Origin of the sequence: Halomonas sp. N3-2A (genome assembly GCF_002216165.1) — a bacterium.
Classification (GTDB): Bacteria; Pseudomonadota; Gammaproteobacteria; order Pseudomonadales; family Halomonadaceae; genus Vreelandella.
Genome location: NZ_CP022286.1, coordinates 4646171 through 4668224, shown reverse-complemented (window position 1 = coordinate 4668224; position 22054 = coordinate 4646171). Strand labels below are relative to the sequence as shown.

21 protein-coding genes are annotated in these 22054 nt (G+C 54.3%); 3 read left to right on the top strand and 18 right to left on the bottom strand.

The genetic code is table 11. The annotated features are described in order from the left end of the window. Positions 1-50 precede the first annotated feature (50 nt). Entirely contained in the window at positions 51-317 is a 267-nt protein-coding gene (locus CEK60_RS21535; RefSeq protein ID WP_038478351.1) for a PP0621 family protein, read from the top strand. 32 nt (positions 318-349) lie between these two features. On the opposite strand, the gene thiO is transcribed toward CEK60_RS21535, so the two are convergent. Beyond that, complete coding sequence (gene thiO / locus CEK60_RS21530) at positions 350-1459, bottom strand: glycine oxidase ThiO (RefSeq protein WP_089041017.1); 1110 nt, start codon at positions 1457-1459, stop codon at positions 350-352. Positions 1460-1538: 79 nt separating this feature from the next. Between thiO and CEK60_RS21525 the strand changes: the two genes are divergently transcribed. Further along, complete coding sequence (locus CEK60_RS21525) at positions 1539-2063, top strand: GspH/FimT family protein (protein ID WP_089040759.1); 525 nt, start codon at positions 1539-1541, stop codon at positions 2061-2063. A 28-nt stretch (positions 2064-2091) separates the two neighbouring features. Here the strand turns inward: CEK60_RS21525 and trxB are convergent, their stop codons facing one another. Continuing rightward, on the bottom strand, positions 2092-3042 hold the full coding sequence (gene trxB, locus CEK60_RS21520; protein WP_089040758.1) for a thioredoxin-disulfide reductase: 951 nt from the start codon (positions 3040-3042) through the stop codon (positions 2092-2094). Positions 3043-3314: 272 nt separating this feature from the next. On the opposite strand from trxB, the gene acnA reads away from it, so the two are divergent. After that, positions 3315-6047 carry an aconitate hydratase AcnA gene (gene acnA / locus CEK60_RS21515; RefSeq protein WP_089040757.1) on the top strand — a complete coding sequence of 911 codons (2733 nt, stop codon included), beginning with the start codon at positions 3315-3317 and terminating at the stop codon, positions 6045-6047. 92 nt (positions 6048-6139) lie between these two features. On the opposite strand, the gene CEK60_RS21510 is transcribed toward acnA, so the two are convergent. From CEK60_RS21510 to CEK60_RS21435, 16 genes are all read right to left on the bottom strand, one after another. Next, entirely contained in the window at positions 6140-7819 is a 1680-nt protein-coding gene (locus CEK60_RS21510; RefSeq protein ID WP_089040756.1) for an NAD-dependent malic enzyme, read from the bottom strand. Positions 7820-7997: 178 nt separating this feature from the next. Next, a complete protein-coding gene (locus tag CEK60_RS21505; protein WP_089040755.1) occupies positions 7998-9209 on the bottom strand; it encodes a YeeE/YedE family protein in 1212 nt (403 codons plus the stop codon). Between the two features lie 137 nt (positions 9210-9346). Then, entirely contained in the window at positions 9347-10369 is a 1023-nt protein-coding gene (locus tag CEK60_RS21500) for a tryptophan--tRNA ligase (protein WP_089040754.1), read from the bottom strand. 49 nt (positions 10370-10418) lie between these two features. Further along, positions 10419-10907 carry a pilus assembly PilX family protein gene (locus tag CEK60_RS21495; protein ID WP_232471429.1) on the bottom strand — a complete coding sequence of 163 codons (489 nt, stop codon included), beginning with the start codon at positions 10905-10907 and terminating at the stop codon, positions 10419-10421. Positions 10908-10936: 29 nt separating this feature from the next. Beyond that, entirely contained in the window at positions 10937-11410 is a 474-nt protein-coding gene (locus tag CEK60_RS21490) for a PilW family protein (RefSeq protein WP_089040752.1), read from the bottom strand. 13 nt (positions 11411-11423) lie between these two features. Beyond that, entirely contained in the window at positions 11424-11828 is a 405-nt protein-coding gene (locus CEK60_RS21485; RefSeq protein WP_089040751.1) for a type IV pilus modification PilV family protein, read from the bottom strand. Next, positions 11829-12230, bottom strand: coding sequence for a type IV pilin protein (locus tag CEK60_RS21480; RefSeq protein WP_089040750.1), 402 nt, complete (start codon positions 12228-12230; stop codon positions 11829-11831). A 63-nt stretch (positions 12231-12293) separates the two neighbouring features. Continuing rightward, a complete protein-coding gene (gene ispH, locus CEK60_RS21475) occupies positions 12294-13274 on the bottom strand; it encodes a 4-hydroxy-3-methylbut-2-enyl diphosphate reductase (protein ID WP_038478382.1) in 981 nt (326 codons plus the stop codon). Between the two features lie 55 nt (positions 13275-13329). Beyond that, positions 13330-13773, bottom strand: coding sequence for an FKBP-type peptidyl-prolyl cis-trans isomerase (gene fkpB, locus CEK60_RS21470; protein WP_038478384.1), 444 nt, complete (start codon positions 13771-13773; stop codon positions 13330-13332). A gap of 26 nt (positions 13774-13799) precedes the next feature. Next, the gene (gene lspA, locus CEK60_RS21465; RefSeq protein ID WP_089040749.1) at positions 13800-14348 is read right to left on the bottom strand and encodes a signal peptidase II; all 549 of its coding nucleotides are present in this window, start codon (positions 14346-14348) and stop codon (positions 13800-13802) included. Then, positions 14341-17172, bottom strand: coding sequence for an isoleucine--tRNA ligase (gene ileS, locus CEK60_RS21460; RefSeq protein ID WP_198361417.1), 2832 nt, complete (start codon positions 17170-17172; stop codon positions 14341-14343). Before ileS ends, lspA begins: the two co-directional genes overlap by 8 nt. Before the next feature lie 7 nt (positions 17173-17179). Further along, positions 17180-18217 carry a bifunctional riboflavin kinase/FAD synthetase gene (ribF, locus tag CEK60_RS21455; protein ID WP_089040747.1) on the bottom strand — a complete coding sequence of 346 codons (1038 nt, stop codon included), beginning with the start codon at positions 18215-18217 and terminating at the stop codon, positions 17180-17182. A 146-nt stretch (positions 18218-18363) separates the two neighbouring features. Continuing rightward, a complete protein-coding gene (gene murJ, locus CEK60_RS21450) occupies positions 18364-19941 on the bottom strand; it encodes a murein biosynthesis integral membrane protein MurJ (RefSeq protein WP_089040746.1) in 1578 nt (525 codons plus the stop codon). Between the two features lie 109 nt (positions 19942-20050). Beyond that, entirely contained in the window at positions 20051-20317 is a 267-nt protein-coding gene (gene rpsT / locus CEK60_RS21445; RefSeq protein WP_009722795.1) for a 30S ribosomal protein S20, read from the bottom strand. 273 nt (positions 20318-20590) lie between these two features. Continuing rightward, complete coding sequence (locus CEK60_RS21440) at positions 20591-21346, bottom strand: amino acid ABC transporter ATP-binding protein (protein WP_089040745.1); 756 nt, start codon at positions 21344-21346, stop codon at positions 20591-20593. Further along, positions 21343-22011, bottom strand: coding sequence for an amino acid ABC transporter permease (locus CEK60_RS21435; protein WP_089040744.1), 669 nt, complete (start codon positions 22009-22011; stop codon positions 21343-21345). Before CEK60_RS21435 ends, CEK60_RS21440 begins: the two co-directional genes overlap by 4 nt. Between the last annotated feature and the right edge of the window lie 43 nt (positions 22012-22054).

Genomic DNA, 22054 nt, shown 5'->3' with positions numbered 1-22054 from the left:
GCTCATGTTACTCTAGCTATTATTACATCCCACCATGGGAGTCATAGAGGATGAACCTTTTGATCATTCGGCTGATTATTTTTGCCGTGCTGTTCTATGTGGGCCTGAAACTTTATGGTCTCTACCGAGAGCGCAAACTTTCCCACCAACAGAGTGAACCCGAACGCCATGAAGGCGGACAAATGGTGCGCTGCCGCTGGTGCGATGTCCATGTTCCGGAAGAAGAAGCCCTACGCGATAGCGAACAGTGGTTTTGCTCAAGCGCTCATCGGGATCGTTTTTTGCAAGAGCAACAAGATAAGCAGAACCGCGATTAAAACCGCTACCGATAGACAACGTCAGCCATCAGCTATGCCAAATCCGTGATTAATCGATCTACCGTCGGCTGAAAGGGTGCTGGGTCGATAAGTGGCTCACGCCCTAATAGCTGATCAACCAATACGTGGGTAGACGCAGGTGCAAGCACTAACCCATTGCGGTAGTGGCCCGCATTGACATAAACACCGGACCACCCTGGCAGCGCCCCAATAAATGGAATGCCGTCCGGCGAGCCTGGGCGCAACCCTGCCCAATGATAAGCAACCGGGTGATCTGACAACCCAGGCACAATGCTTTCAGCGGTCTGTTTGAGTGACGCCAGCGCTTCACTATCGGTCGTTTTATCAAAACCCGCTTCTTCTAAGGTTGAGCCTACCAACAGCAACCCATCACTGCGCGGGATAATATAGCGACCATCTTTCAATACCACGCGCTGCACCAATCCTGGCGGCGCTTGATAAGCAATCATTTGGCCTTTTACGGGGCGTACCGGCAGGCGAATCGTTAAGCTTTCTAACAGCTTGGCTGTCCAGGCGCCACCACATACCACCACCTTTTCAGCGAGCAGCTCCCCTTGCGCGGTCGCAACGCCCAACACCTGTTGGTCATGCGTTATAAAACTATTTACCTCACAGCCTTCATTCAGCACAACGTTCGGCATTGCCAGCAGCCGAGCGCGCAGCGCCTGCCCCAGACGTGGGTTGCGTACACTGCCAAGTGTCGGCATCCACAACGCACTCTCCTGCGCTGCTGCCACCATGGGCTCCTTCTGACGCACAAACTCAGCGCTAACACGCTCCAGCGGCTTGGCTAAGCCTCTCGCCCAACCAAGCGCAGTGTCCGCATCGTCAACGTTGAGATAGAGCAGCCCTTTTTGGCGATATTCAGGATCAATGCCGGTTTCTTCCAACAAGCGTAGCGACAACGTGGGATACACGCCCTCTGACCAGCGCGAAAGTTGCGAGATGGGCGGCGCATACCGCCATGGGTAAAGCGGCGAGACAATGCCGCCACCTGCCCAAGAAGACTCCTTCCCGCAAATGCCGCGCTCCACTAAAGTAACTTGCTGGCCAGCATCTGCTAGCTGCAGTGCCGTCATCATACCGATCACGCCACCGCCAATAATTAAGAAATTGCTCACAACGTTTGTCCGCTTTGGCTTACATAAAAAACGATCACCGCGAGGTAGGCTGTAGAAAAAACACACGCCTGGAGCCATCATGCCAGCTAACAATAACGGCGTTCCACACACGCGTATCCAAGGCTTTACCCTGATCGAACTTATTATTGCTCTTCTGCTTATTTCAGCCTTAGCCGCCTGGGGAGTGCCAAATTTTCAAGCACTTGGCCGAAGCACAGCCGTTACCGCCGATATTAACAGATTGCAGTCTGCCTTTTCGCTGGCTCGCAACACAGCCATCACGCAGCGTAAAACGACCACGGTTTGCCCAACCAATCAGCAAAGAAACACCTGCACCAGCGACTGGAGTAATGCGCTACTGGTCATCAAGGGGGACGCGATAAATCAAATAACCAGCAGCGATGTCGTTCGTGTCTTTCCTAAGGAGCAGGCAACTACCGTCACTTATAATCGTAACAGGCGGCGTGTGAGCTATAGCACGCTTGGCCACGCAAACGGCTTCAATGGCCGTTTTTATATATGTGCGGCAAGCGCTCCAGGAAAAGTGCTCGTGCTCAGCCGACTGGGTCGCCTGCGCATCGATGAAACGCCCGCCGATTGTTGATCGCGACAGGCGTTTAACCACGGCTAACTTAGGCGATGCCATCCAGATAGCGCTCAGCATCTAGCGCTGCCATGCAACCACTGCCTGCAGAGGTAATCGCCTGACGATAAATATGATCCATCACATCACCACAGGCAAAGACGCCTGGCACGCTGGTAGCGGTAGCATTGCCTTCAAGGCCTGATGTCACCTTGATATAGCCGCCATTCATTGCCAACTGGCCCTCAAAAATCCCCGTATTAGGGCTATGACCGATAGCGATGAACAACCCAGGCGCGTGAATCTCTTTGGTAGAACCATCTTTGGTCGACTTAACGCGTACGCCAGTCACACCGCTGTTATCGCCCAACACCTCGTCCACTTCGTAGAACCACTCAAGGGCAATTTTGCCTGCTTCAACTTTCTCAAATAGCTTGTCCTGGAGGATTTTCTCGGCGCGCAGCGTATCGCGACGATGCACCAACGTAACCTTAGAGGCGATATTTGAGAGGTACAGCGCTTCCTCAACAGCGGTGTTGCCGCCCCCCACCACAATCACTTCTTGATTGCGATAAAAGAAGCCATCGCAGGTAGCGCATGCAGACACCCCTTGCCCCATAAATTGCTGCTCGGTTGGCAAGCCCAGATAGCGTGCGCTGGCACCGGTGGCAATAATCAGCGCATCACAGGTGTAAATTCCGCTGTCCCCTTTTAAGGTATACGGCTTCTCACCTAAGCTGACCTCATTGATATGGTCGAACAACACTTCCGTATTAAAACGCTCAGCGTGCTGCTTCATGCGCTCCATCAACTCTGGCCCCTGAACACCTTGTGCGTCGCCGGGCCAGTTATCGACATCGGTTGTGGTGGTCAATTGGCCACCTGCCTGCAAGCCGGTAATCAGCAGCGGTTTTAAGTTAGCACGGGCTGCGTAAACCGCTGCCGTATACCCGGCAGGGCCGGAACCAAGAATAATTAAACGTTCATGACGCGTTTCCATGACACCACCTTTGTCACAATTGAGCAGATATCGTTTGCAAGAGAGTCTGCCTGAAATGGCGTCAAGTACAAGCAATTACAAGGGTTAGCCTTCGCGATTAGGCGAAGACGCCTTGAAAGCCGGGGGTGAAACACCCATGTGCTATTAATAAGATAAGCCATACTGGGGATAAGCCACATTAAAGCAAAGCAGTGACCGTCGCGCCTAAGCATTGCGATCAGCAAATTGTGATCAGCAGTTCGCTTAAGGCCAAGCAATCAAAGGAGAGACCAATGGGCAAGATACCCGATACGCTCACCACGCTAGAAGTAGGCAACCAGCAGTATCATTACTATAGCCTGCCAAAAGCCGCCGACGCGCTCGGCAACATTGACCGGCTACCCAAAACGCTCAAAATTCTGCTCGAAAACCAGCTGCGCTTTGGCGATGACGAAAGTGTTGATCAAGAGGACATTCAGGCGCTAGTGGACTGGCAAAAAGAGGGCAAATCAAGCCGTGAAATAGGCTACCGCCCTGCCCGCGTTCTCATGCAAGATTTCACCGGCGTGCCCGGGGTTGTAGACCTTGCCTCTATGCGCGCTGCCGTTGAGAAGCTCGGCGAAGATCCCGCCCGCATTAACCCGCTTTCCCCTGTTGATCTGGTTATTGACCACTCGGTGATGGTCGACAAGTTCGGCAATGCCGCCGCGTTTCAAGAAAACGTCGATATCGAAATGCAGCGCAACCGTGAGCGCTACGAGTTTCTGCGTTGGGGCCAGCAAGCGTTCGATAACTTTAGCGTTGTCCCCCCCGGCACCGGCATTTGCCACCAGGTCAACTTAGAGTACCTGGGTCGCGCAGTGTGGACAAAAGAGCAGGATGGCCAGACGTTTGCCTACCCCGACACCTTAGTCGGCACCGACTCCCACACCACTATGATCAACGGCCTGGGCGTACTTGGCTGGGGCGTCGGCGGTATCGAAGCGGAAGCCGCCATGCTTGGCCAGCCGGTCTCAATGCTGATTCCGGAAGTCGTTGGCTTCAAGCTGAACGGCAAACTGCGCGAAGGCATTACCGCCACCGACCTGGTACTTACCGTTACTGAGATGCTGCGTAAAAAAGGCGTGGTAGGTAAGTTTGTTGAATTCTACGGTGACGGCCTTAAGGATTTGCCGCTGGCCGACCGTGCCACTATTGCCAATATGGCACCAGAATATGGCGCGACCTGTGGCTTTTTCCCAGTAGACGACGAAACGCTCAACTACATGCGTCTTACCGGCCGTGAAGATGGCCAAATTGCGTTGGTAGAGGCCTATAGCAAGGCGCAAGGCTTATGGCGCGAACCTGGCGATGAGCCGATCTTTACCGACTCCCTCAGCCTTAACATGGATGAAGTAGAAGCGAGTCTTGCTGGCCCGAAACGCCCCCAAGACCGTGTGGCACTGAAAGACATGGCCGCCGCCTTTGACAAGTTCATGCAAGAGGACGCCAGCGCGGACACAACCGCAAACGGGGAATTCTCCTCGGAAGGCGGTCAAACTGCGGTAGGGGTTGAACGCAGCTTTAAACATGACACCAGCCAAACCGTTAAACTTAACGATAAGGATTTCAGCCTCGATCCAGGTGCCGTGGTAATTGCCGCTATCACCTCATGTACCAATACCTCCAACCCCAGCGTCATGATGGCCGCCGGGCTGCTGGCACGTAATGCACGCCAAAAGGGGCTTACCACGAAACCTTGGGTTAAGACCTCGCTTGCCCCCGGCTCCAAAGTGGTAACCGATTACTTAGCAGCCGCGAACTTAAGCGATGACCTGAATGCACTGGGCTTTAACTTAGTGGGTTATGGCTGCACGACGTGTATCGGTAACTCCGGCCCGCTGCCCGACGAGATCGAAAAAGCGATCAACAGCGGCGACCTTGCCGTGGCATCGGTGCTTTCAGGCAACCGTAACTTTGAAGGCCGCGTGCACCCGCTAGTCAAAACAAACTGGCTCGCCTCACCGCCCTTGGTGGTCGCCTATGCGTTAGCCGGTAACGTGCAGTGCAACTTAACGACCGACCCACTCGGCCAGGACAGTGACGGCAACCCGGTTTATCTCAAAGACATCTGGCCTTCTCAAGCAGATATCGCCACTGCCGTTGAACAGGTCAACACTGAGATGTTCCGCAAAGAGTATGGTGCGGTATTTGAAGGCGACGATACCTGGAAAGCCATCAACGTTCCTGAAAGCAAAGTCTATCAGTGGCCTGAATCGACCTACATTCAGCACCCGCCGTTTTTCGAAGGCATGGAGCGTGAGCCGGACGCCATTGAAGATGTTGAAAACGCCCGAGTGTTAGCCCTGCTAGGCGACTCGGTGACCACCGACCATATCTCCCCAGCGGGCTCTATCAAACCCGATAGCCCTGCGGGTCGTTATCTGCAAGAGCATGGCGTTAAGCCCGTCGACTTCAACTCCTACGGCTCACGTCGAGGTAACCATCAAGTAATGATGCGTGGCACCTTTGCCAACGTGCGCATTAAAAATGAAATGCTGGACGGGGTTGTTGGTGGTGAAACCCGCCACGTTCCCAGCGGCGAGCAAATGGCGATTTACGATGCCGCCATGAAATATAAGGAGGAAGGCACTCCCCTAGTGGTGATTGCTGGTAAAGAGTATGGCACCGGCTCTTCACGGGACTGGGCAGCAAAAGGCACCCGCTTATTGGGTGCGCGCGCGGTTATCGCCGAGTCCTATGAACGTATTCACCGCTCAAACCTAATTGGAATGGGCGTGGTACCGCTGCAGTTCCCCGAAGGTGAAAGCCGTGCAACGCTTGGTTTGACCGGTGATGAAGAAATATCAATTGCTGGCTTAAGCGATTTAAGCCCAGGGGGCAGCGTGAAAATTGTCATCAAAAATGACGATGGGGAGCGCACCGTTGATGCCAAGTGCCGAATTGATACCGTCAATGAGCTGGCTTACTACCGCCACGGTGGTATCCTTCACTACGTGTTGCGCAAAATGATCGGCGCAGCTTAAAGGCAAAACCTACCAATGCTTGCATAGCCCCCACCATGGTGGGGGCTTTTTTTTGCGCCCTGGTTTTGCTGTTTGGCTTCTCGCTATTAAGCTTAGAAGGCCCTGCGGCGATAAGCACGATATTCAGGCGACCAGCACGCTCTCTCAATACGCTCACGTAATTCTGTGCCGCTTGTTTTAAGCGCCACGCCATTTTGCTGGGCCTGGGCAGCGACTTCAAAGGCAATCGATTTACTAATATCACGAATCCGCGATAACGGCGGTAGCAGTGCGCCCTTGCCCTCCTTAACCAGCGGCGCTTCGCGCGCCAGCGCCCGAGAGGCGCTCATCAACATTTCATCAGTCACGCGATTAGCGTTCGCGGCAATCACACCTAAGCCAATACCGGGGAAAATATAGGCATTGTTACACTGGGCAATTGGATAGGTGCGGCCGCTATACACCACCGGTGCAAAAGGGCTACCAGTCGCGACTAGCGCTTGGCCGTCGGTCCAGCGAATCACATCTTCGGGTACCGCTTCTGCCTGAGAAGTAGGGTTCGACAGCGGCATAATCACCGGATGCTCGCAGCCCGCGTGCATGGTGCGCACCACTTGTTCGGTGAAAATACCGCGCTTGCCGCACACACCAATCAATATCGTTGGTTTCATTTGGGCAATGGTCTCTTCAAGCCCCTGACCATTCCAGTTAGCAACCAGCTCAGAATCGTGGGCCAAACGGCGCTGGAAATCTCGCTGCCAAGGCTGATCAGTGGTCATCAGCCCATCTCGATCAACAATAAATATTCGCGCCCGTGCTTCGCTTTCAGTCAAACCCTCTGCCTGCATGGCCACGACCACCTGCTCAGCAATACCACAGCCTGCCGAGCCGCCACCAACAAACACTACGCGCTGCTGGGCAATCGTTTCATCGCGGGCCTGGCACGCCGCCATTAAGGTGCCCACCACCACTGATGCAGTACCTTGCACATCGTCATTAAAGCAGCACAAATCGTCACGGTAGCGCTCTAAAAGCGGTACCGCATTGGCCTGGGCAAAGTCTTCGAACTGCAGCAGAACGTTCGGCCAGCGACGTTTTACAGCGGCAATAAATTCCCCCATAAACGCATCGTACTCTTCCTGGCTAACTCGCTCATGACGCCAGCCCATGTACATAGGGTCGTCCAGCAATGCCTGATTGTTAGTGCCCACATCAATCATAATCGGCAACGTATAGGCGGGGCTAATACCACCACAAGCGGTATAAAGTGCCAGTTTACCGATGGGAATGCCCATCCCACCAATCCCCTGATCACCCAGCCCTAAAATCCGCTCGCCATCGGTGACAACAATCACCTTAACGTTATCTTTGGTGGCACTGCGCAGGATATCGTCCATATGCTCGCGATCCGGATAGCTGATGAACAGCCCCCGGTGATTGCGATAAATATTAGAGAACTCCTGACATGCCTGCCCAACCGTAGGGGTATAAATAATCGGTAGCATCTCTTCCAGATGCTGAGAGACCAAGCGAAAGTAAAGCGTTTCATTGTCGTCTTGGATGGCACGCAGATGAATATGCTTCTCTAAATCACTATGACACTGTTGATACTGGCGATAAGCCCTCGACAACTGCTCATCAATGGTCTCCACTTTTTGCGGCAACAAACCAATCAAGTTAAACGCTAGCCGCTCCTCTTGAGTAAACGCGCTGCCTTTGTTCAATAGCGGCATTTCAAGCAAAGAAGGACCGGCGTAAGGAATGTACAGGGGGCGTTTACTCTTCGTAGACATAGGCACTCTCTTTTTATGTCGATTGCTATTGCAATGCAGCAACGCTGGGCGTTGGCGGCGTTTCGCATAATGTAACATGCTAGTACGACAAAGGTGGGAGGGACATAAATAATGGCAATAAAAAAACGCCTTGGTAGCTACCAAGGCGCTCATAAAAAGCATTAAAACTGATCAACCACTAGCAGCTTTTAGCAGCAGGTTGGCGGCCTTCAACACCGTTAAAAAAGAACGGCCGCAGCTTAACGCCCACCATGTTGCCGGCGAACGCCGCAACCATCCATAGCCAGCCATGCAAGCTGCCAGAGGCAATGCCGCTGAAGTAAGCGCCAATATTGCAACCAAATGCCAGCCGCGCGCCATACCCCAGCATGACCCCACCAATAACAGCCGCTAATAGGGATTTAAACGGGATGCGGAAGTTGGGAGCAAAGCGCCCAGCCAGGCTCGCTGCGGCAAGCGCCCCCAGCATGATGCCAACATTCATCACCGTCGTGATATCACTCCATACACTCGCCTCTAATGCCGCAGCATTACCCGGCGCTTGCCAATAGCCCCACTGACTGACATCACCACCAACGAGCTCAAACCCTTTCGCACCCCACAGCGCGAACGCAGAGGTAATACCCCAAGGGCGACCAGCAAGGGCCAATGTTGCGAAATTGAGTAGCGCTAGCGCCACTGCGCCAGCAATCAACGGCCACGGACCCGTTAACCAGCGCTGACTGCCAGGCTTGTCGACCAGTGGTGCCTGCTCCAAGTGGCCATGACGACGCTTTTCCATAATCACAGTAAACGCAGCAATCGTCGCAAACAGCACCAAACTAATCGCGATACCACCGCCAGCACCTGCTACATTCACCAGCGACACAGACTGAAACGCTGGCAAGCTCTGCCACCACGCAAAATGCGCTGAACCAATCACCGACCCGACAATAAAGAACAGCAGCGTAATTAACATTCGTGCATTACCACCACCTGCAGTAAACAGCGTGCCCGAGGCACATCCGCCACCCAACTGCATGCCCACACCAAAGATAAACGCCCCCACCACGACAGAAATACCAATCGGCGCAACAAAACCACTCACGCTGGTGCCAAACAGCGAACCAGCGCTTAACGCCGGAAAAAACAGCACCACCGCAATCGCCAACATCACCATCTGGGCGCGCAAACCACGGCCCCGCCGCTCGGTGATAAATACCCGCCAAGCAGCGGTAAAGCCAAATGCCGCGTGATACAGCACCAGCCCAAGCAAGCCGCCAACAATCATTAAGAGACCAATATTGGCGCCAAACACGACACCGATAATCACCGCGCCCAGCACAATGGCTGCCGCTGAGAGTAATGGCACCCGGTTCTGACTAGGTGCCACTGCAGAAATCGTCGACATAGCTCACCTTCTAACAACGCCAAAAGCGCCTGTTAGAAACAGGCGCTTGGCTGAGTTGGACAATAATGAGAAGCCTAACGCTGGCTTTAGAACGCTGGAAATTCTTTATTCAGCAGTGCATATGCTTTTAAAGAATATTAAACAAAGCGTCCTAAGCCTACCGCGGAACGTAAGCGATCCATGGTGACGGCGGCTTCTTCTCTGGCGCGATCGGCACCTTTTTGCAGCACCGCTTCAATATGTGCTGGGTCTTCCATGAGCGCGATGTAACGCTCGCGGGGTGCGGTTAAGTGCGCATTCAAGTAATCAAACACCTGGTTCTTAGCGTCGCCCCAGCCGATACCTGCCTCGTACTGCTCGCGTAGTGCAGCGGCTTCCTCATTGCTGGCAAACGCTGAGAATATCTGGAACAGCGTGCAGGTGTCTGGATCTTTGGGCTCACCGGGTTCCAGTGAGTTGGTTTTGATTTTGCGCACCAGCTTCTGCAGTTTTTTCTCGCTGGAGAAAAGCGGGATCGTATTGTTATAGCTTTTAGACATTTTACGACCGTCCAAGCCCTTCAACACTTCGCCTTTTTCATCCACAACGGCTTCAGGCTGAGTGAAATACTGGCCTTTAAACATGTGGTTGAAACGTCCAGCGATATCACGCGCCATTTCAATGTGCTGAATTTGGTCGCGCCCTACCGGCACTTTATTGGCATTAAACATTAAGATGTCGGCGGCCATTAGCACCGGGTAACCGAACAAGCCCATGGTGACGCCTTTATCAGGGTCTTGGTCACCGGCTTCTTCATTTTCAGCGACCGCTGCTTTGTATGCGTGAGCGCGGTTCATCAGCCCCTTGGCGCACACACAAGACAGCATCCACATTAATTCGGGAATTTCAGCGATATCCGACTGACGATAAAAAATGGCGTTATCGGTATCTAACCCTAGCGCAAGCCACGTGGCGGCAATTTCCAGGCGCGATTCTTGCACACGCTTCGGATCTTGGCATTTGATCAGCGCGTGATAGTCAGCAAGAAAGTAAAACGACTGTACATTGGGGTCTTGGCTTGCCTCAATGGCAGGCTTAATAGCCCCGACATAGTTACCAAGATGTGGCGTTCCGGTCGTGGTAATCCCGGTCAGCACGCGGGTTTTGGCTGTCTGACTCATAGTGTGGATCCAGCTGGATAAAGGTCAAAAAAGGTAAGTCATTGTACACTTAATGCCAAACCACCGTCGCCTGTGTCTGATGGCTTTCCTCACTCTCCTCTACTTTGATAAATACAGGTAGGCTCTGTGCCAGTAACGTTTCACTATTGGCATCGCTAATAACCGCACCTAACGCCACTACCCAAGGTTGGCCGTCACGCTCAATGGGCGTAAATAAGCAACTATCGTGTTCGCAGTCATCGCCCAGCAGCGTGGTTAATGGGTGCGCTACGACATCTTCCCAGCGGAGAGTTTGATCGCTATTGATGGTGAGCACGTTGCTTCCCCACTCCAATTCACTAAAAGAAGCCACTGCTTGCGAGGCGGCTATTTCAGCGCGCATTTGCGCTAACGTCGACGCCCGGTAATTACTCGCTAAGCGTTCATCCACAAACGCAGATTGAACGCAGATAACGCCAATAATCAACGCGCTAGCTAACAGTGCCATCACCACAACTAGCGCAGCGCCCTGCTCCTGCGTTCGCGGTCTAAGCTGCATATCGCCTCCCTGCTCACACTCCATACATCTCATGGGCTAGCCGAAAACGTAGGCTGCAGAACAGCCTCTCGATGGGTAACGTGGAAATCGATATTGGTCCCTTGCCGACCTAATGGCAGTGACACCACGCTGACCCCATTGGTGGCGGGCGCTCCAAGCGGTTCGTCCCGCTCACAGCTAGCGCCAGCGTTATAATCAAAGGTGACCAGCGGCTGAGCCTCCTGCATATCCTGAACCGTGCAGCGACAGTCAGCTTCAATCACCACGCACTGCAGGCGAAAAAAAGGCGCTCCGTTTGAGTCGGTAGCGCCGTGTCTGCGTAGGGTGTCGGTAATCGATGTCGCCGCGTAAAGAAGCGCTTCCTGATTCCGCCCCAATTGATCCACCTGCTTAAACGTATGAAAGGTGCTTAAGAAAAGCTGTCCAGCACCTAGAATCACCACCATACCAATGGCCATGGCGACCAGTAGTTCTGTTAACGTAAAACCGCGCTGCACATCCATGGCAGGCCCACCTTTACGGCTGATTGGGAAGTTGGAACACGTAGTTGAAGATATCGTCGGACTCATTAGGCTCAGTCCGCAAGCGCACCACCACATCAAACCGACAGCCTTGGCGGTCGATACGACTCTGTTGCCCCTGGGCATAGCCAAGCGCCGCCTGTTCTGCAAACCAATGGCTGTGCCATGCGGACTCAATGGTGGCTAACGGTATCGTGTCACAGTCTTGGTATGAGGAAAGTGCTGCCCATATCCGCTCTTGGGCATCTACCGCCGCGACGTTCGCTAGCGACTGCGTGTAGCCTGCACTAGCGCTTTGCAGTGCTGTCACCTGCATCGCGGCAACGCCTATTAACCCAAACGCTAAAATCACCAGAGCGATAAGCGCCTCGATTAGCGAAAGGCCGCTTTGCCTAACCATTTACCAGCACGCCTCAGGCAGGCGCTCGCCCCGCGCATTAAATTGAATATCGCTGCTACAACCGTCAGTTTGTGATGTTGTCGCCGTCAGTAAAAAACCGCCATCGTCCTCACTGCCGTCATCGGCTGTAATCGTGTAATTACCATCGGGAGAAGAGGGAGTAAAGGAGCAGTCGGCATAAGCGTATTGGCGGGAGTAACAGCGCTCAAGCTCGGCGGCGGCCTGCAGCAAACCAGCATGGGCATCCGTGCGTAGCGAGCGCTCAACATAGCGGGTGTAACTGGGGTAGGCAATGCCCGCCACTATGCTGATGATAGCGACGACAATCAGCATTTCAATGAGCGTAAAACCGTGCTGACGAGCTTCCTGGCGCCCAGCACGGTTAGCAAAAGGCAAAGGCACTGAACGCGCTCCTATATCAGTTAGCCCATACCCTGAGTATGTCGCAAACCGATATGCTTTGCATCAGTCGCTTACAATCACCTGCTCACGCAGCTCTTTCGGCATAGAGAAGGTAATATTTTCTTCGCGGCCCTGCAGCTCAACAGGCACCTCTGCGCCAAATGTTTGCAGCTTGTCGATAACACCTTTCACCAGCACTTCTGGCGCACTGGCCCCGGCGGTGACACCAATACGGCTAACACCTTCCAGCCACGCTGGCGCAATTTGGTCGGCATTATCGATTAAATAGGCAGGCGTGCCCATCCGCTCGGAAAGTTCGCGCAGGCGATTCGAGTTGGAGCTATTGGGGCTGCCGACGACCAATACTAAGTCGCTATCTGCCGCTAGCTCACGCACCGCATCCTGGCGGTTTTGAGTGGCATAACAGATATCATCTTTGCGTGGCCCCTGAATCTCTGGGAACTTCTCACGCAGCGCATCAATTACCTTGGCGGTGTCATCCATTGAAAGCGTGGTTTGGGTCACAAACGCCAGCGCTGACGGGTCGTTGACGGCTAACTTCGCCACGTCCTGCTCATCTTCGACCAAGTAAATCTGGCCACCGTGGGAAGTGTCGTAACGTCCCATGGTGCCTTCGACTTCCGGATGGCCTTCGTGACCAATCAAAATGCACTCTTGGCCGCGCTTAGCATAACGCAACACTTCCAAATGCACTTTGGTGACCAATGGGCAGGTCGCATCGAAGACTTTGAGACCGCGCTGCTCAGCTTCTTGTTGCACGGCACGGGAGACACCGTGAGCCGAGAAGATCACGATCACATCGTCAGGCACTTCATGCAGCTCTTCAACGAACACCGCGCCACGTTCGCGCAATGTTTCAACCACAAAGCGGTTATGTACCACCTCGTGGCGCACGTAAATGGGCGGGCCGAAGACATCTAACGCGCGGTTGACGATGTCGATCGCGCGATCCACGCCAGCACAAAAACCGCGCGGGTTCGCCAGCTTGATCTGTATTGGCTGAGAGGACTCTGATGACTGCATAAAAGCGCCTTGATGCAACTTGCATCGCCGGTTAAATGAAAACGAGTGCTTAAAATCAGTGTTTGGTGATGGGCGTTACGTTCAGCACATCGACTTCAAACGTCAACGTGCGACCAGCTAGCGGATGGTTAAAATCCACTTCCACACGGTCGCCGTCTATGGTTTTGACCACGCCGGGCAGTTCCGTTCCCGCTTTATCGGCAAATGACATCACCATACCGATTTCTGGCGCTTCATCACCGAAATCGGCGCGCTTCAGCGTTTGAATATTTTGCGGGTTATGCTGCCCAAAGGAGTGCTCAGGCGTGATTTGAAACGACCCGCTCTGGCCTGCGGCCATCCCTTTAATCGGGTGTTCGAAACCAGGGGGCAAGTTACCGTCGCCATACTGGAACGTCGCCGGGGCTTTCTCTTTGGTGGAATCGACTACCGTGCCATCTTCCAGCTTCAGCGTGAAGTGCAGGGTAATCTCCATACCATCATCAATTAGGTAGTCCATGGTTCCTCACTCGTCACTCTATGCTTTCAATCACGCTGCTGTAGCGCGGCTTTCTTACGACGTCGATCACCCATTATCGACTCCCAAATTAACCCCACCGCTCCCAGCGTAATGCCGATATCCGCCACATTAAAGGCGGGATAGTACCAACCAGCGGCATGGAACGATAAGAAATCCACCACATAGCCATGTACTAAACGGTCATACAGATTACCCAGGGCACCGCCAATAATCAGCGGCAACGCCACGGCCAGCAGTTTTTCATCCGCCTTAACGCGGGAAAGCCAAACGGTTAAGCCAATGCTGGCACCAATGGCAATCAGCGCAAAAAACCAGCGCTGCCAGCCAGGGTGGTCCGCTAAAAAGCTGAACGCAGCGCCAGTATTGTGCAACAGCGTTAGGTTGAAAAACGGCAGCACCTCAACGGGCTGGGCATAATTCAACAAATGACTGGCGGTGTATTTGGTCAGCAAATCTAACACGATGATCGCCACCGCTAGCCACAGCCAGCGCAGCGGCCGCCGCATCGGCGGCCGCTGGTGTGGATCATTGGTGGTTGACGCAGTGTTAGGCATAGTAACGAATCTCGCCGCTGCCTTCTGGAAGGTTGCTGATACAGCGACCACACAGGTCGGCATGCTCAGCATGGGTGCCTACATCAGCACGATGGTGCCAGCAGCGCTCGCACTTCTGGTGCTCACTTCCGCTAACCGCCACTTTCAAGCCTTCAAGCTCGGTGCTTTCTGCGTTGGCGGCATCCGCTAGCGGTGCTAGATGGACTTCACTGGTAAGCATCACGAAGCGCAGCTCGTCGCCCAATTTGGACAGCGTAGCGTTCAATTCGTCGCTCACGTACAGCGTAACTTCCGCCGCCAAGCTGCCCTTGATGACTTTGGCATTACGGGCGTCTTCCAAGCACTTGTTCACCGACTGCTTCACTTCCAGCACTTGATCCCAGAAGGCGCGGCCCAGCTCAGCGCCATCATCTAATGTGCCAAGCCCTGTGTAGTAAGTTTCCAGCAGTACGCTGTCGCCACGCTTGCCAGGAATATGCTCGTAGATCTCCTCAGCGGTAAACGACAGGATCGGTGCAATCCAGCGGCTGAGCGCTTCAACCACATGATAAAGCGCGGTTTGCGCGCTACGGCGGGCGAGTGAATCCGTTTGGGTGGTGTACTGGCGATCTTTGATGACGTCCAGGTAGAAGCCGCCTAATTCCCGTGCGCAGAAACCGTGTACCTGCTGATACACATCCAGGAAACGGTACTCTTCATAGGCTTTTTCGATACGCCCCTGCAGCTGTGCCGCACGGTCAACCACCCACTGATCCAGTGCCAGCATATCGCCAAAGGCCACCTGATCGTTAGCCGGATCAAAACCATTCAAGTTAGAAAGCAAAAAGCGCGCGGTGTTGCGGATACGCCGATACACATCGGCGGTACGCTTCAAGATTTCGTCGGACACCGCCATTTCACCGGAGTAGTCGGTAGACGCGACCCAAAGGCGTAAAATATCAGCGCCCAACTTATCCATCACACTTTGCGGCGCGACCACATTGCCCAGCGATTTGGACTGCTTACGGCCCTGTGAATCGACGGTAAAGCCATGGGTTAGCAGCTGACGATATGGCGCATGACCATCAATCGCCGAACCGGTCAGTAGCGACGAATGGAACCAGCCACGGTGCTGATCCGAGCCTTCCAGGTACAAATCAGCACGCGGGCCGCTTTCATGACCATGAGGATGCGAGCCACGCAGCACATGACGATGCGTGGAGCCGGAGTCAAACCAGACATCTAATGTATCGGTGACTTTGTCGTACTCAGCAGCTTCGGCACCGAGTAGCTCAGCGGGGTCGAGTTTAAACCACGCTTCAATACCCTCTTGCTCGACGCGCTTAGCCGCCTCTCCCATCAACTCAACCGTCTTGGGGTGCAGCTCGCCGGTTTGCTTATGCAAGAAGAACGGAATCGGCACGCCCCAGTTGCGCTGGCGAGAGATACACCAGTCCGGACGATTAGCGATCATGCTATGCAGACGCGCCTTGCCCCACGCGGGGGTAAATTCGGTGGCTTCGATGCCTTCCAACGCCCGCTCACGCAGGGTTTTACCGTCTTTACCTTGAATATCCATGCCCACAAACCACTGGGCGGTGGCACGATAAATCACCGGGGACTTATGGCGCCAGCAGTGCATATAGCTGTGCTTGATAGGCGTGTGCGCCATTAGCGCATTAACCTCGCGCAGCTTCTCAACGATGTGCGGGTTGGCCTTCCAGATCATCTGGCCGCCAAAGAACGGCAGATCATCAGCGTAGACACCGTTCCCCTGCACCGGGTTAAGCATGTCGTCAAAGCTCATGTCATGCTCACGGCAGGTGATAAAGTCATCCATACCGTAAGAAGGCGCTGAGTGAACGATGCCCGTGCTGCCCACTTCGGACTCAACGTAATCCGCTAAGTAAACCGGCGAGAGGCGGTCATAGAACGGATGACGGAAATTGATCAGATCCAGCGCTGCACCTTGTGCGGTAGCGATTACGCTGCCCGTCAGCTCAAAACGCTCTAAACAGCTTTCCACCAGCTCTTCTGCGAGCAGTAGCAGGCGATCGCCGGTATCCACGAGCGCATAGGTAAACTCAGGGTGAACGTTCAGCGCCTGGTTAGCGGGGATTGTCCAAGGCGTGGTGGTCCAGATCACCACCGCCGCAGGTTTGGGCAATTCGCTTAGACCAAAGGCCGCCGCTAGCTTGTCGGCATCTTCTACCGGGAAAGCGACGTCGATGGCGTCGGATTTCTTATCGGCATATTCAACTTCCGCTTCAGCCAAGGCCGAACCACAATCAAAGCACCAGTTAACCGGCTTTAAGCCTTTGAACACGTAACCCGCATCCACCATTTCCGCCAAGGCACGGATTTCGCCTGCTTCATTAGCGTAATCCATCGTGCGGTAGGGGTGATCCCAGTCACCGATGATGCCCAGGCGAACAAAGTCAGCCAGTTGCGTTTCAATCTGCGCACCGGCATATTCACGGCACAGCTCGCGGGCTTTATCCGCGGCCAAATGTTTGCCGTGGGTGGTTTCTACCTTGTGCTCAATAGGCAGACCGTGGCAATCCCAGCCTGGCACGTAAGGGGCATCAAAACCCGCCAGATTCTTCGACTTAACAATAATGTCTTTAAGGATTTTATTGAGAGCGTGACCAATATGGATGCTGCCGTTGGCGTAGGGAGGGCCATCGTGCAGAACAAACAGCGGCGCACCCGCGCGGGCATCGCGCAAGCGCTGGTATAGGTTCATATCCTGCCATTTAGAAACGCGCCCTGGCTCCTGCTTCGGCAGCATGCCGCGCATAGGAAAGTCGGTTTCTGGCAAGTTTAGCGTGTGCTTATAATCCATAGTCCGGTCAGCCGTCGTTAGCATCGGCGGCGTTATCCGCCGAAGAGAAATCAGAAGAAGCGGTCTCACGCCCAAGCGGGGCCGAGGCCAGCGGAAGAGAATTCATGCAGCCAGCACCCGCTGCTGCAAAGTAGCGGCGCGCTCTGGCTTGATCGTGTTCAATTTGCGTTTTTAGCGCATCAAAGTCGTCAAACTTCACTTCCCCGCGCAAACGCGCGCAGGGGTAAACCGTCAGCCGCTGACCATAGAGGTCGCCTGAAAAATCCAACAGATGAACTTCCAGCGTGGGGCGTTTAGCCCCCACCGTTGGCCGAAAGCCAACATTCGCCACGGCGGGATAACGCTGACCATTAGCCAGCTCGGCCACCACAGCAAACACGCCGCGCAGCGTTAATGGCTGAGGCAACAACGGCAGGTTAGCAGTGGGCACACCAATAGTGCGCCCTAGCTGCTGGTCGCGTACCACACGGCCATGCAGCGAATACGACCTGCCCAGCAGGCGTGCAGCCACGTCAAAGTTACCGCTGGCCAGTAAGGTACGCACGCGTGAACTGGATACCCGCTCGTCATCAACTTTAAAGGTGCGCGTGTGTTCGACACCAAACCCTTCCACCTGCCCAACAGTTTTAAGCAAGGTGAAGTCGCCACGGCGGTCGCAGCCAAAGCGGAAGTCATCACCCACCACCAGATGCTTCACCCCCAAGCCTTTAATTAGCACTTGATCGATAAACTCGCGCCCGGTCAGGCTGCGCAAGGCATCGTTGAAAGGCAGGCACAGCACCTGTTCGGCACCATGATCACGCAGCAAGCGAACTTTTTCACGCAGGCGGGTAAGCCGCGGCGGTGCTTGATCACCGGCAAAAAACTCCCGCGGCTGAGGCTCAAACACCACCACGGTCAACGGCACCTTCAAGCGCGCCGCATGCTCACGGCACTGCTGCAGGATCGCCTGATGGCCGCGATGCACACCATCAAAATTACCGATGGTGGCAACGCAGCCCCGATGAGCCGCTGTCAGATTGTGCAGACCTCGAATGACGTGCATGGCACCTCTTTTTTAAAAGCCTTTTTTAAAAGCATTTGCCGTCTAAAAGCGTTTGATTATAACGAACGCGCTGATTAGGTGCAGGGTAAGATTACGTTCGCCCGGCCATCACCTTCTTTATCACCCTAACGCTGCCTGTTTGCGCATCAGCTATTCATCTTAAAGTGACGCAGCCGCAGGCCAAACGCGGTCAGCCAGGCAAAATAAAGCCCGCCACCCAGCACTACTAACCCTGCTACCCAGCGAATGCGCTGCCACAGTTCAAAATCAAGCCACTCCTGCCAGTCGGGAGCAGCCAGATAAAGCGCAATACTCATCAACGCGCTACCGCCCACTAGTTGTACTGCGTAGCGTCCCCACCCCGGCTGAAAGATCAACACCTTCTGGCGGTAGAGCAGATACCCCAGCAGCCCAGCATTTAAAAATGCCGACAGTGCAGTCGCCAATGCCAAGCCTGCGTGAGCAAGCGGCCAAATTAACAGCAGGTTAAACACCATGTTAGCCACCATGGCGATAATGCCCACTTTGACCGGTGTTTTCGTATCCTGGCGGGCAAAGAAGCCCGGTGCTAACACCTTGATCAGCATAAACGCCACCAATCCAAAGGCGTAAGCGCGTAGGCTCATGGCGGCCATTTGAATATCGGTATCGGTCATTGCCCCGTAGTGGAACAAGGTAATCAAAAACGGTTCTGCCAGCACGGCCAGTGCCAGCGCGGCAGGCACCCCCAATAGCAGCACAACGCGAATAGCCCAGTCTAGCATTGCAGAAAAGTGTTCGGTGGACTGCTCCGCATGACGTTTGGAAAGCGCAGGCAGAATAATCGTGCCAATCGCCACACCGAAGACCCCAAGCGGCAGTTCGACCAACCTATCCGAATAGTACAGCCAAGACACGCTGCCCGCCGTTAACAACGAGGCCAGCACCGTATCCAGCAGTAAGTTAATTTGCGATACCGATACGCCAAACAGCGCGGGAGCCATCAGTTTTAGGATGCGCTTCACGCCTTCGTGGGCAAAATTTGGCCACGGGGTCGGCAACAATCCAAGGCGCAGCAAAAACGGCACCTGAAACGCTAACTGGGCAGCACCCGCAATCAACACCCCCCAGGCCAGCGCCATGGCGGGCTCTTCCATTAACGGCATTAGCAGCAGCGCCGCGCCAATCAGCGAAATATTCAGCAGCACGGGGGTGAACGCGGGCACCGCAAAGCGGTTCCAGGTGTTCAGCACGCTACCCGAAAAAGCGGTTAACGAAATCAGCAGCAAATAGGGAAACGTCAGGCGCAGCATGTCGGCAGTCATGGCCAGCTTTTCGGGGTCGCGCCCGAAGCCGGGGGCAAATACCCACACCAGCCACGGGGCGCCCAGCATCGCCAACGCTGTTATTAGCGCCAAAATAGCCGTCAGGCTGCCCGCTACTGCATTCAACAGCTCGCGAATTTCCTGCTTACTGCGCTGGGTTGAGTACTCTGAAAGCACCGGCACAAAGGCTTGGTTAAACGCCCCTTCGGCAAACAAACGACGCAGAAAATTAGGAATTTTAAACGCAACGAAGAACGCATCCGAGCCATTGCCTGCCCCCAAAAAGGTGGCAACCACCACATCGCGCACCAACCCCATCACACGCGACAACATGGTCATGGCACTGACCACTAACCCAGAGCGCATCAACCCGCGGCGCGGGGGCGACATATTTGCTTGCGGTGGCGTGTTGGCGGTCATCACTCAATCCATAGCGACTAAAACAAGAGACCCAAAGTCGCCGCGGGCAACGCGACGTATAGACACAAAAAAACCGGCCGCAGCCGGTTTTTTTATGGCGCCTGCCGGCTTACGCCGCCAGAGCCTTAATGCGCTTGTTCAAGCGGCTTTTCAGACGTGCAGCTTTCTTCTTAGAAAGAACGTCTTTATCAGCGATGCGGTCGACAACCGGCTGCATTGCCCGGAACTCTTCCATCGCTTTGCCATGATCGCCGGTGCTGATCGCTTTGATCACACGCTTGATGTAGGTGCGGACCATGCTGCGCTGGCTGGCTTTCAGGACGCGACGAGTCTCGGCCTGGCGGGCGCGCTTGCGTGCTTGCTTGCTGTTCGCCACAGGTATCTCCTTGGAGAATAAAGGTTGCCAATAAACGGCAACGGATTAACTATGTGTTTGTCGCTCGGCTTTCACCACGACATTTCCGTCAGAATCTTTCCACAATAACCAATTGATTTGGAAGCAATTAAAATACTACCAAATGGTGTAACGAGCAGTTCAAAATCTGCCCGTCCACGGGTCTTGTCTGAGAGGATGGCATAGTCTATCACGCGTTAAGCGGGCTTGCCAGCGCTTGTCAATGCTTTTCCCGCACAGATTGCCACTCACCCGTTATGGCAATGCCTGCCCCGTTGGCGCCAGAATTTTGCGCAGAAAACGCCGCGTCCGCTCATCTTGAGGATTGGTAAACAGCTCCTCAGGCGGCCCTTGCTCGACAATTTGCCCTTCATCCATAAATACCACCCGGTCGGCGACGTCTCTGGCGAACTGCATTTCATGGGTGACCACAATCATGGTTTGCTGCTCGGCGGCGAGCTGTTTCATTAAGCTCAGCACCTCTTCCACCCATTGCGGGTCTAGCGATGAGGTTGGCTCGTCAAATAGAATCACATCGGCATTCGCGGCCATCGCACGCCCAATGCCTACCCGCTGCTGTTGGCCACCGGACAGCGATGCTGGGTAAGCATCCGCCTTATCGGCCAAGCCAATGCGCTCTAAAATCTCCCTTGCCCGAGCGTGCGCCTGAGCCTTAGGCAGCTTATCCACGACAATCATGCCTTCGCTGATATTTTCTAACGCCGTTTTGTTGGCAAACAGCCCATAGTTCTGAAACACGAAAGCGGTTCGTCGGCGTAGCGCCAGAATATCGGCACGGCTAGCACGCCGGGCATCGACTCTTAAATCGCCCACCGTGATGTGTCCCGCCTCTGGGCGTTCTAGAAAGTTAATACAGCGCAGCAGGGTTGATTTACCGGTACCCGAGGGACCAATTATGACGATGATTTCACCCTGCTCCAGATGCAAATCAACGTCGGTAAATACTGGCTGCTGGCCAAAACGCTTACTGACAGATTCGAGGGTGATCATCGCTGGTACGCCTTATTCAGATACGTTTCCAGACGGCGCTGGCCCCAGGAAAGCGCTTCCACCACCACCCAGTAAATAATCGCCACCAGCAGAAATGCTTCCAGATAGAGAAAGCTTCCAGAAGCCTCTTTCTGGGTAGCGCCCATCATTTCGGTGACACCCAGGGTAAACGCCAGGGAAGTCGCTTTAATCATATCGATGAAGTAGTTCATCAGCGTTGGCGTCGCCACGCGGGTGGCTTGAGGCAGAATAATCCGCCGCATCAATTGAGACTGGGTCATACCGATGGACAGCGCTGCTTCAGTTTGGCTACGGTCAATACCGACAATTGCCGCGCGAATGGATTCCGCCATGTAGGCCGAAAAGTGCAGCGTTAAGCCCAGCACTGCGGCCGTCACCCCGTTGATGGAAATCAGCGCGTTAATCAATTGGGGTAAGCCGTAATAGAACAAAAATAGCTGTACTAACAGCGGCGTTCCACGAAAAAACGAGATAAACAGCATTGCCGCGCCGTTCAACACCGGCACTCGCGACACCCGGATGACCGCCAACAGGCAGGCAATGATCAGCGCCAACAGCATGGCGATGCTCGCCATTTGCAGCGTTAACGGTAAATAGCTCAGTAGGACCGGCAACAGGCCCCACATATACTCCACATTCAGCATGGTTATTCCAAGGTCAGTTTCGCAACGTCGCTATAAGCGAAAC

What these genes read in the sequence shown, in the direction of transcription:
- CEK60_RS21535 (WP_038478351.1), top strand. Translation starts at nt 51, where the DNA reads ATGAACCTTTTGATCATTCGGCTGATTATTTTTGCCGTGCTGTTCTAT.
- CEK60_RS21525 (WP_089040759.1), top strand. Translation starts at nt 1,539, where the DNA reads ATGCCAGCTAACAATAACGGCGTTCCACACACGCGTATCCAAGGCTTT.
- trxB (WP_089040758.1), bottom strand. Translation starts at nt 3,042, where the DNA reads ATGGAAACGCGTCATGAACGTTTAATTATTCTTGGTTCCGGCCCTGCC.
- acnA (WP_089040757.1), top strand. Translation starts at nt 3,315, where the DNA reads ATGGGCAAGATACCCGATACGCTCACCACGCTAGAAGTAGGCAACCAG.
- CEK60_RS21510 (WP_089040756.1), bottom strand. Translation starts at nt 7,819, where the DNA reads ATGTCTACGAAGAGTAAACGCCCCCTGTACATTCCTTACGCCGGTCCT.
- CEK60_RS21505 (WP_089040755.1), bottom strand. Translation starts at nt 9,209, where the DNA reads ATGTCGACGATTTCTGCAGTGGCACCTAGTCAGAACCGGGTGCCATTA.
- CEK60_RS21500 (WP_089040754.1), bottom strand. Translation starts at nt 10,369, where the DNA reads ATGAGTCAGACAGCCAAAACCCGCGTGCTGACCGGGATTACCACGACC.
- CEK60_RS21495 (WP_232471429.1), bottom strand. Translation starts at nt 10,907, where the DNA reads ATGCAGCTTAGACCGCGAACGCAGGAGCAGGGCGCTGCGCTAGTTGTG.
- CEK60_RS21490 (WP_089040752.1), bottom strand. Translation starts at nt 11,410, where the DNA reads ATGGATGTGCAGCGCGGTTTTACGTTAACAGAACTACTGGTCGCCATG.
- CEK60_RS21485 (WP_089040751.1), bottom strand. Translation starts at nt 11,828, where the DNA reads ATGGTTAGGCAAAGCGGCCTTTCGCTAATCGAGGCGCTTATCGCTCTG.
- ispH (WP_038478382.1), bottom strand. Translation starts at nt 13,274, where the DNA reads ATGCAGTCATCAGAGTCCTCTCAGCCAATACAGATCAAGCTGGCGAAC.
- fkpB (WP_038478384.1), bottom strand. Translation starts at nt 13,773, where the DNA reads ATGGACTACCTAATTGATGATGGTATGGAGATTACCCTGCACTTCACG.
- lspA (WP_089040749.1), bottom strand. Translation starts at nt 14,348, where the DNA reads ATGCCTAACACTGCGTCAACCACCAATGATCCACACCAGCGGCCGCCG.
- ileS (WP_198361417.1), bottom strand. Translation starts at nt 17,172, where the DNA reads ATGGATTATAAGCACACGCTAAACTTGCCAGAAACCGACTTTCCTATG.
- ribF (WP_089040747.1), bottom strand. Translation starts at nt 18,217, where the DNA reads ATGCACGTCATTCGAGGTCTGCACAATCTGACAGCGGCTCATCGGGGC.
- murJ (WP_089040746.1), bottom strand. Translation starts at nt 19,941, where the DNA reads ATGACCGCCAACACGCCACCGCAAGCAAATATGTCGCCCCCGCGCCGC.
- CEK60_RS21440 (WP_089040745.1), bottom strand. Translation starts at nt 21,346, where the DNA reads ATGATCACCCTCGAATCTGTCAGTAAGCGTTTTGGCCAGCAGCCAGTA.
- CEK60_RS21435 (WP_089040744.1), bottom strand. Translation starts at nt 22,011, where the DNA reads ATGCTGAATGTGGAGTATATGTGGGGCCTGTTGCCGGTCCTACTGAGC.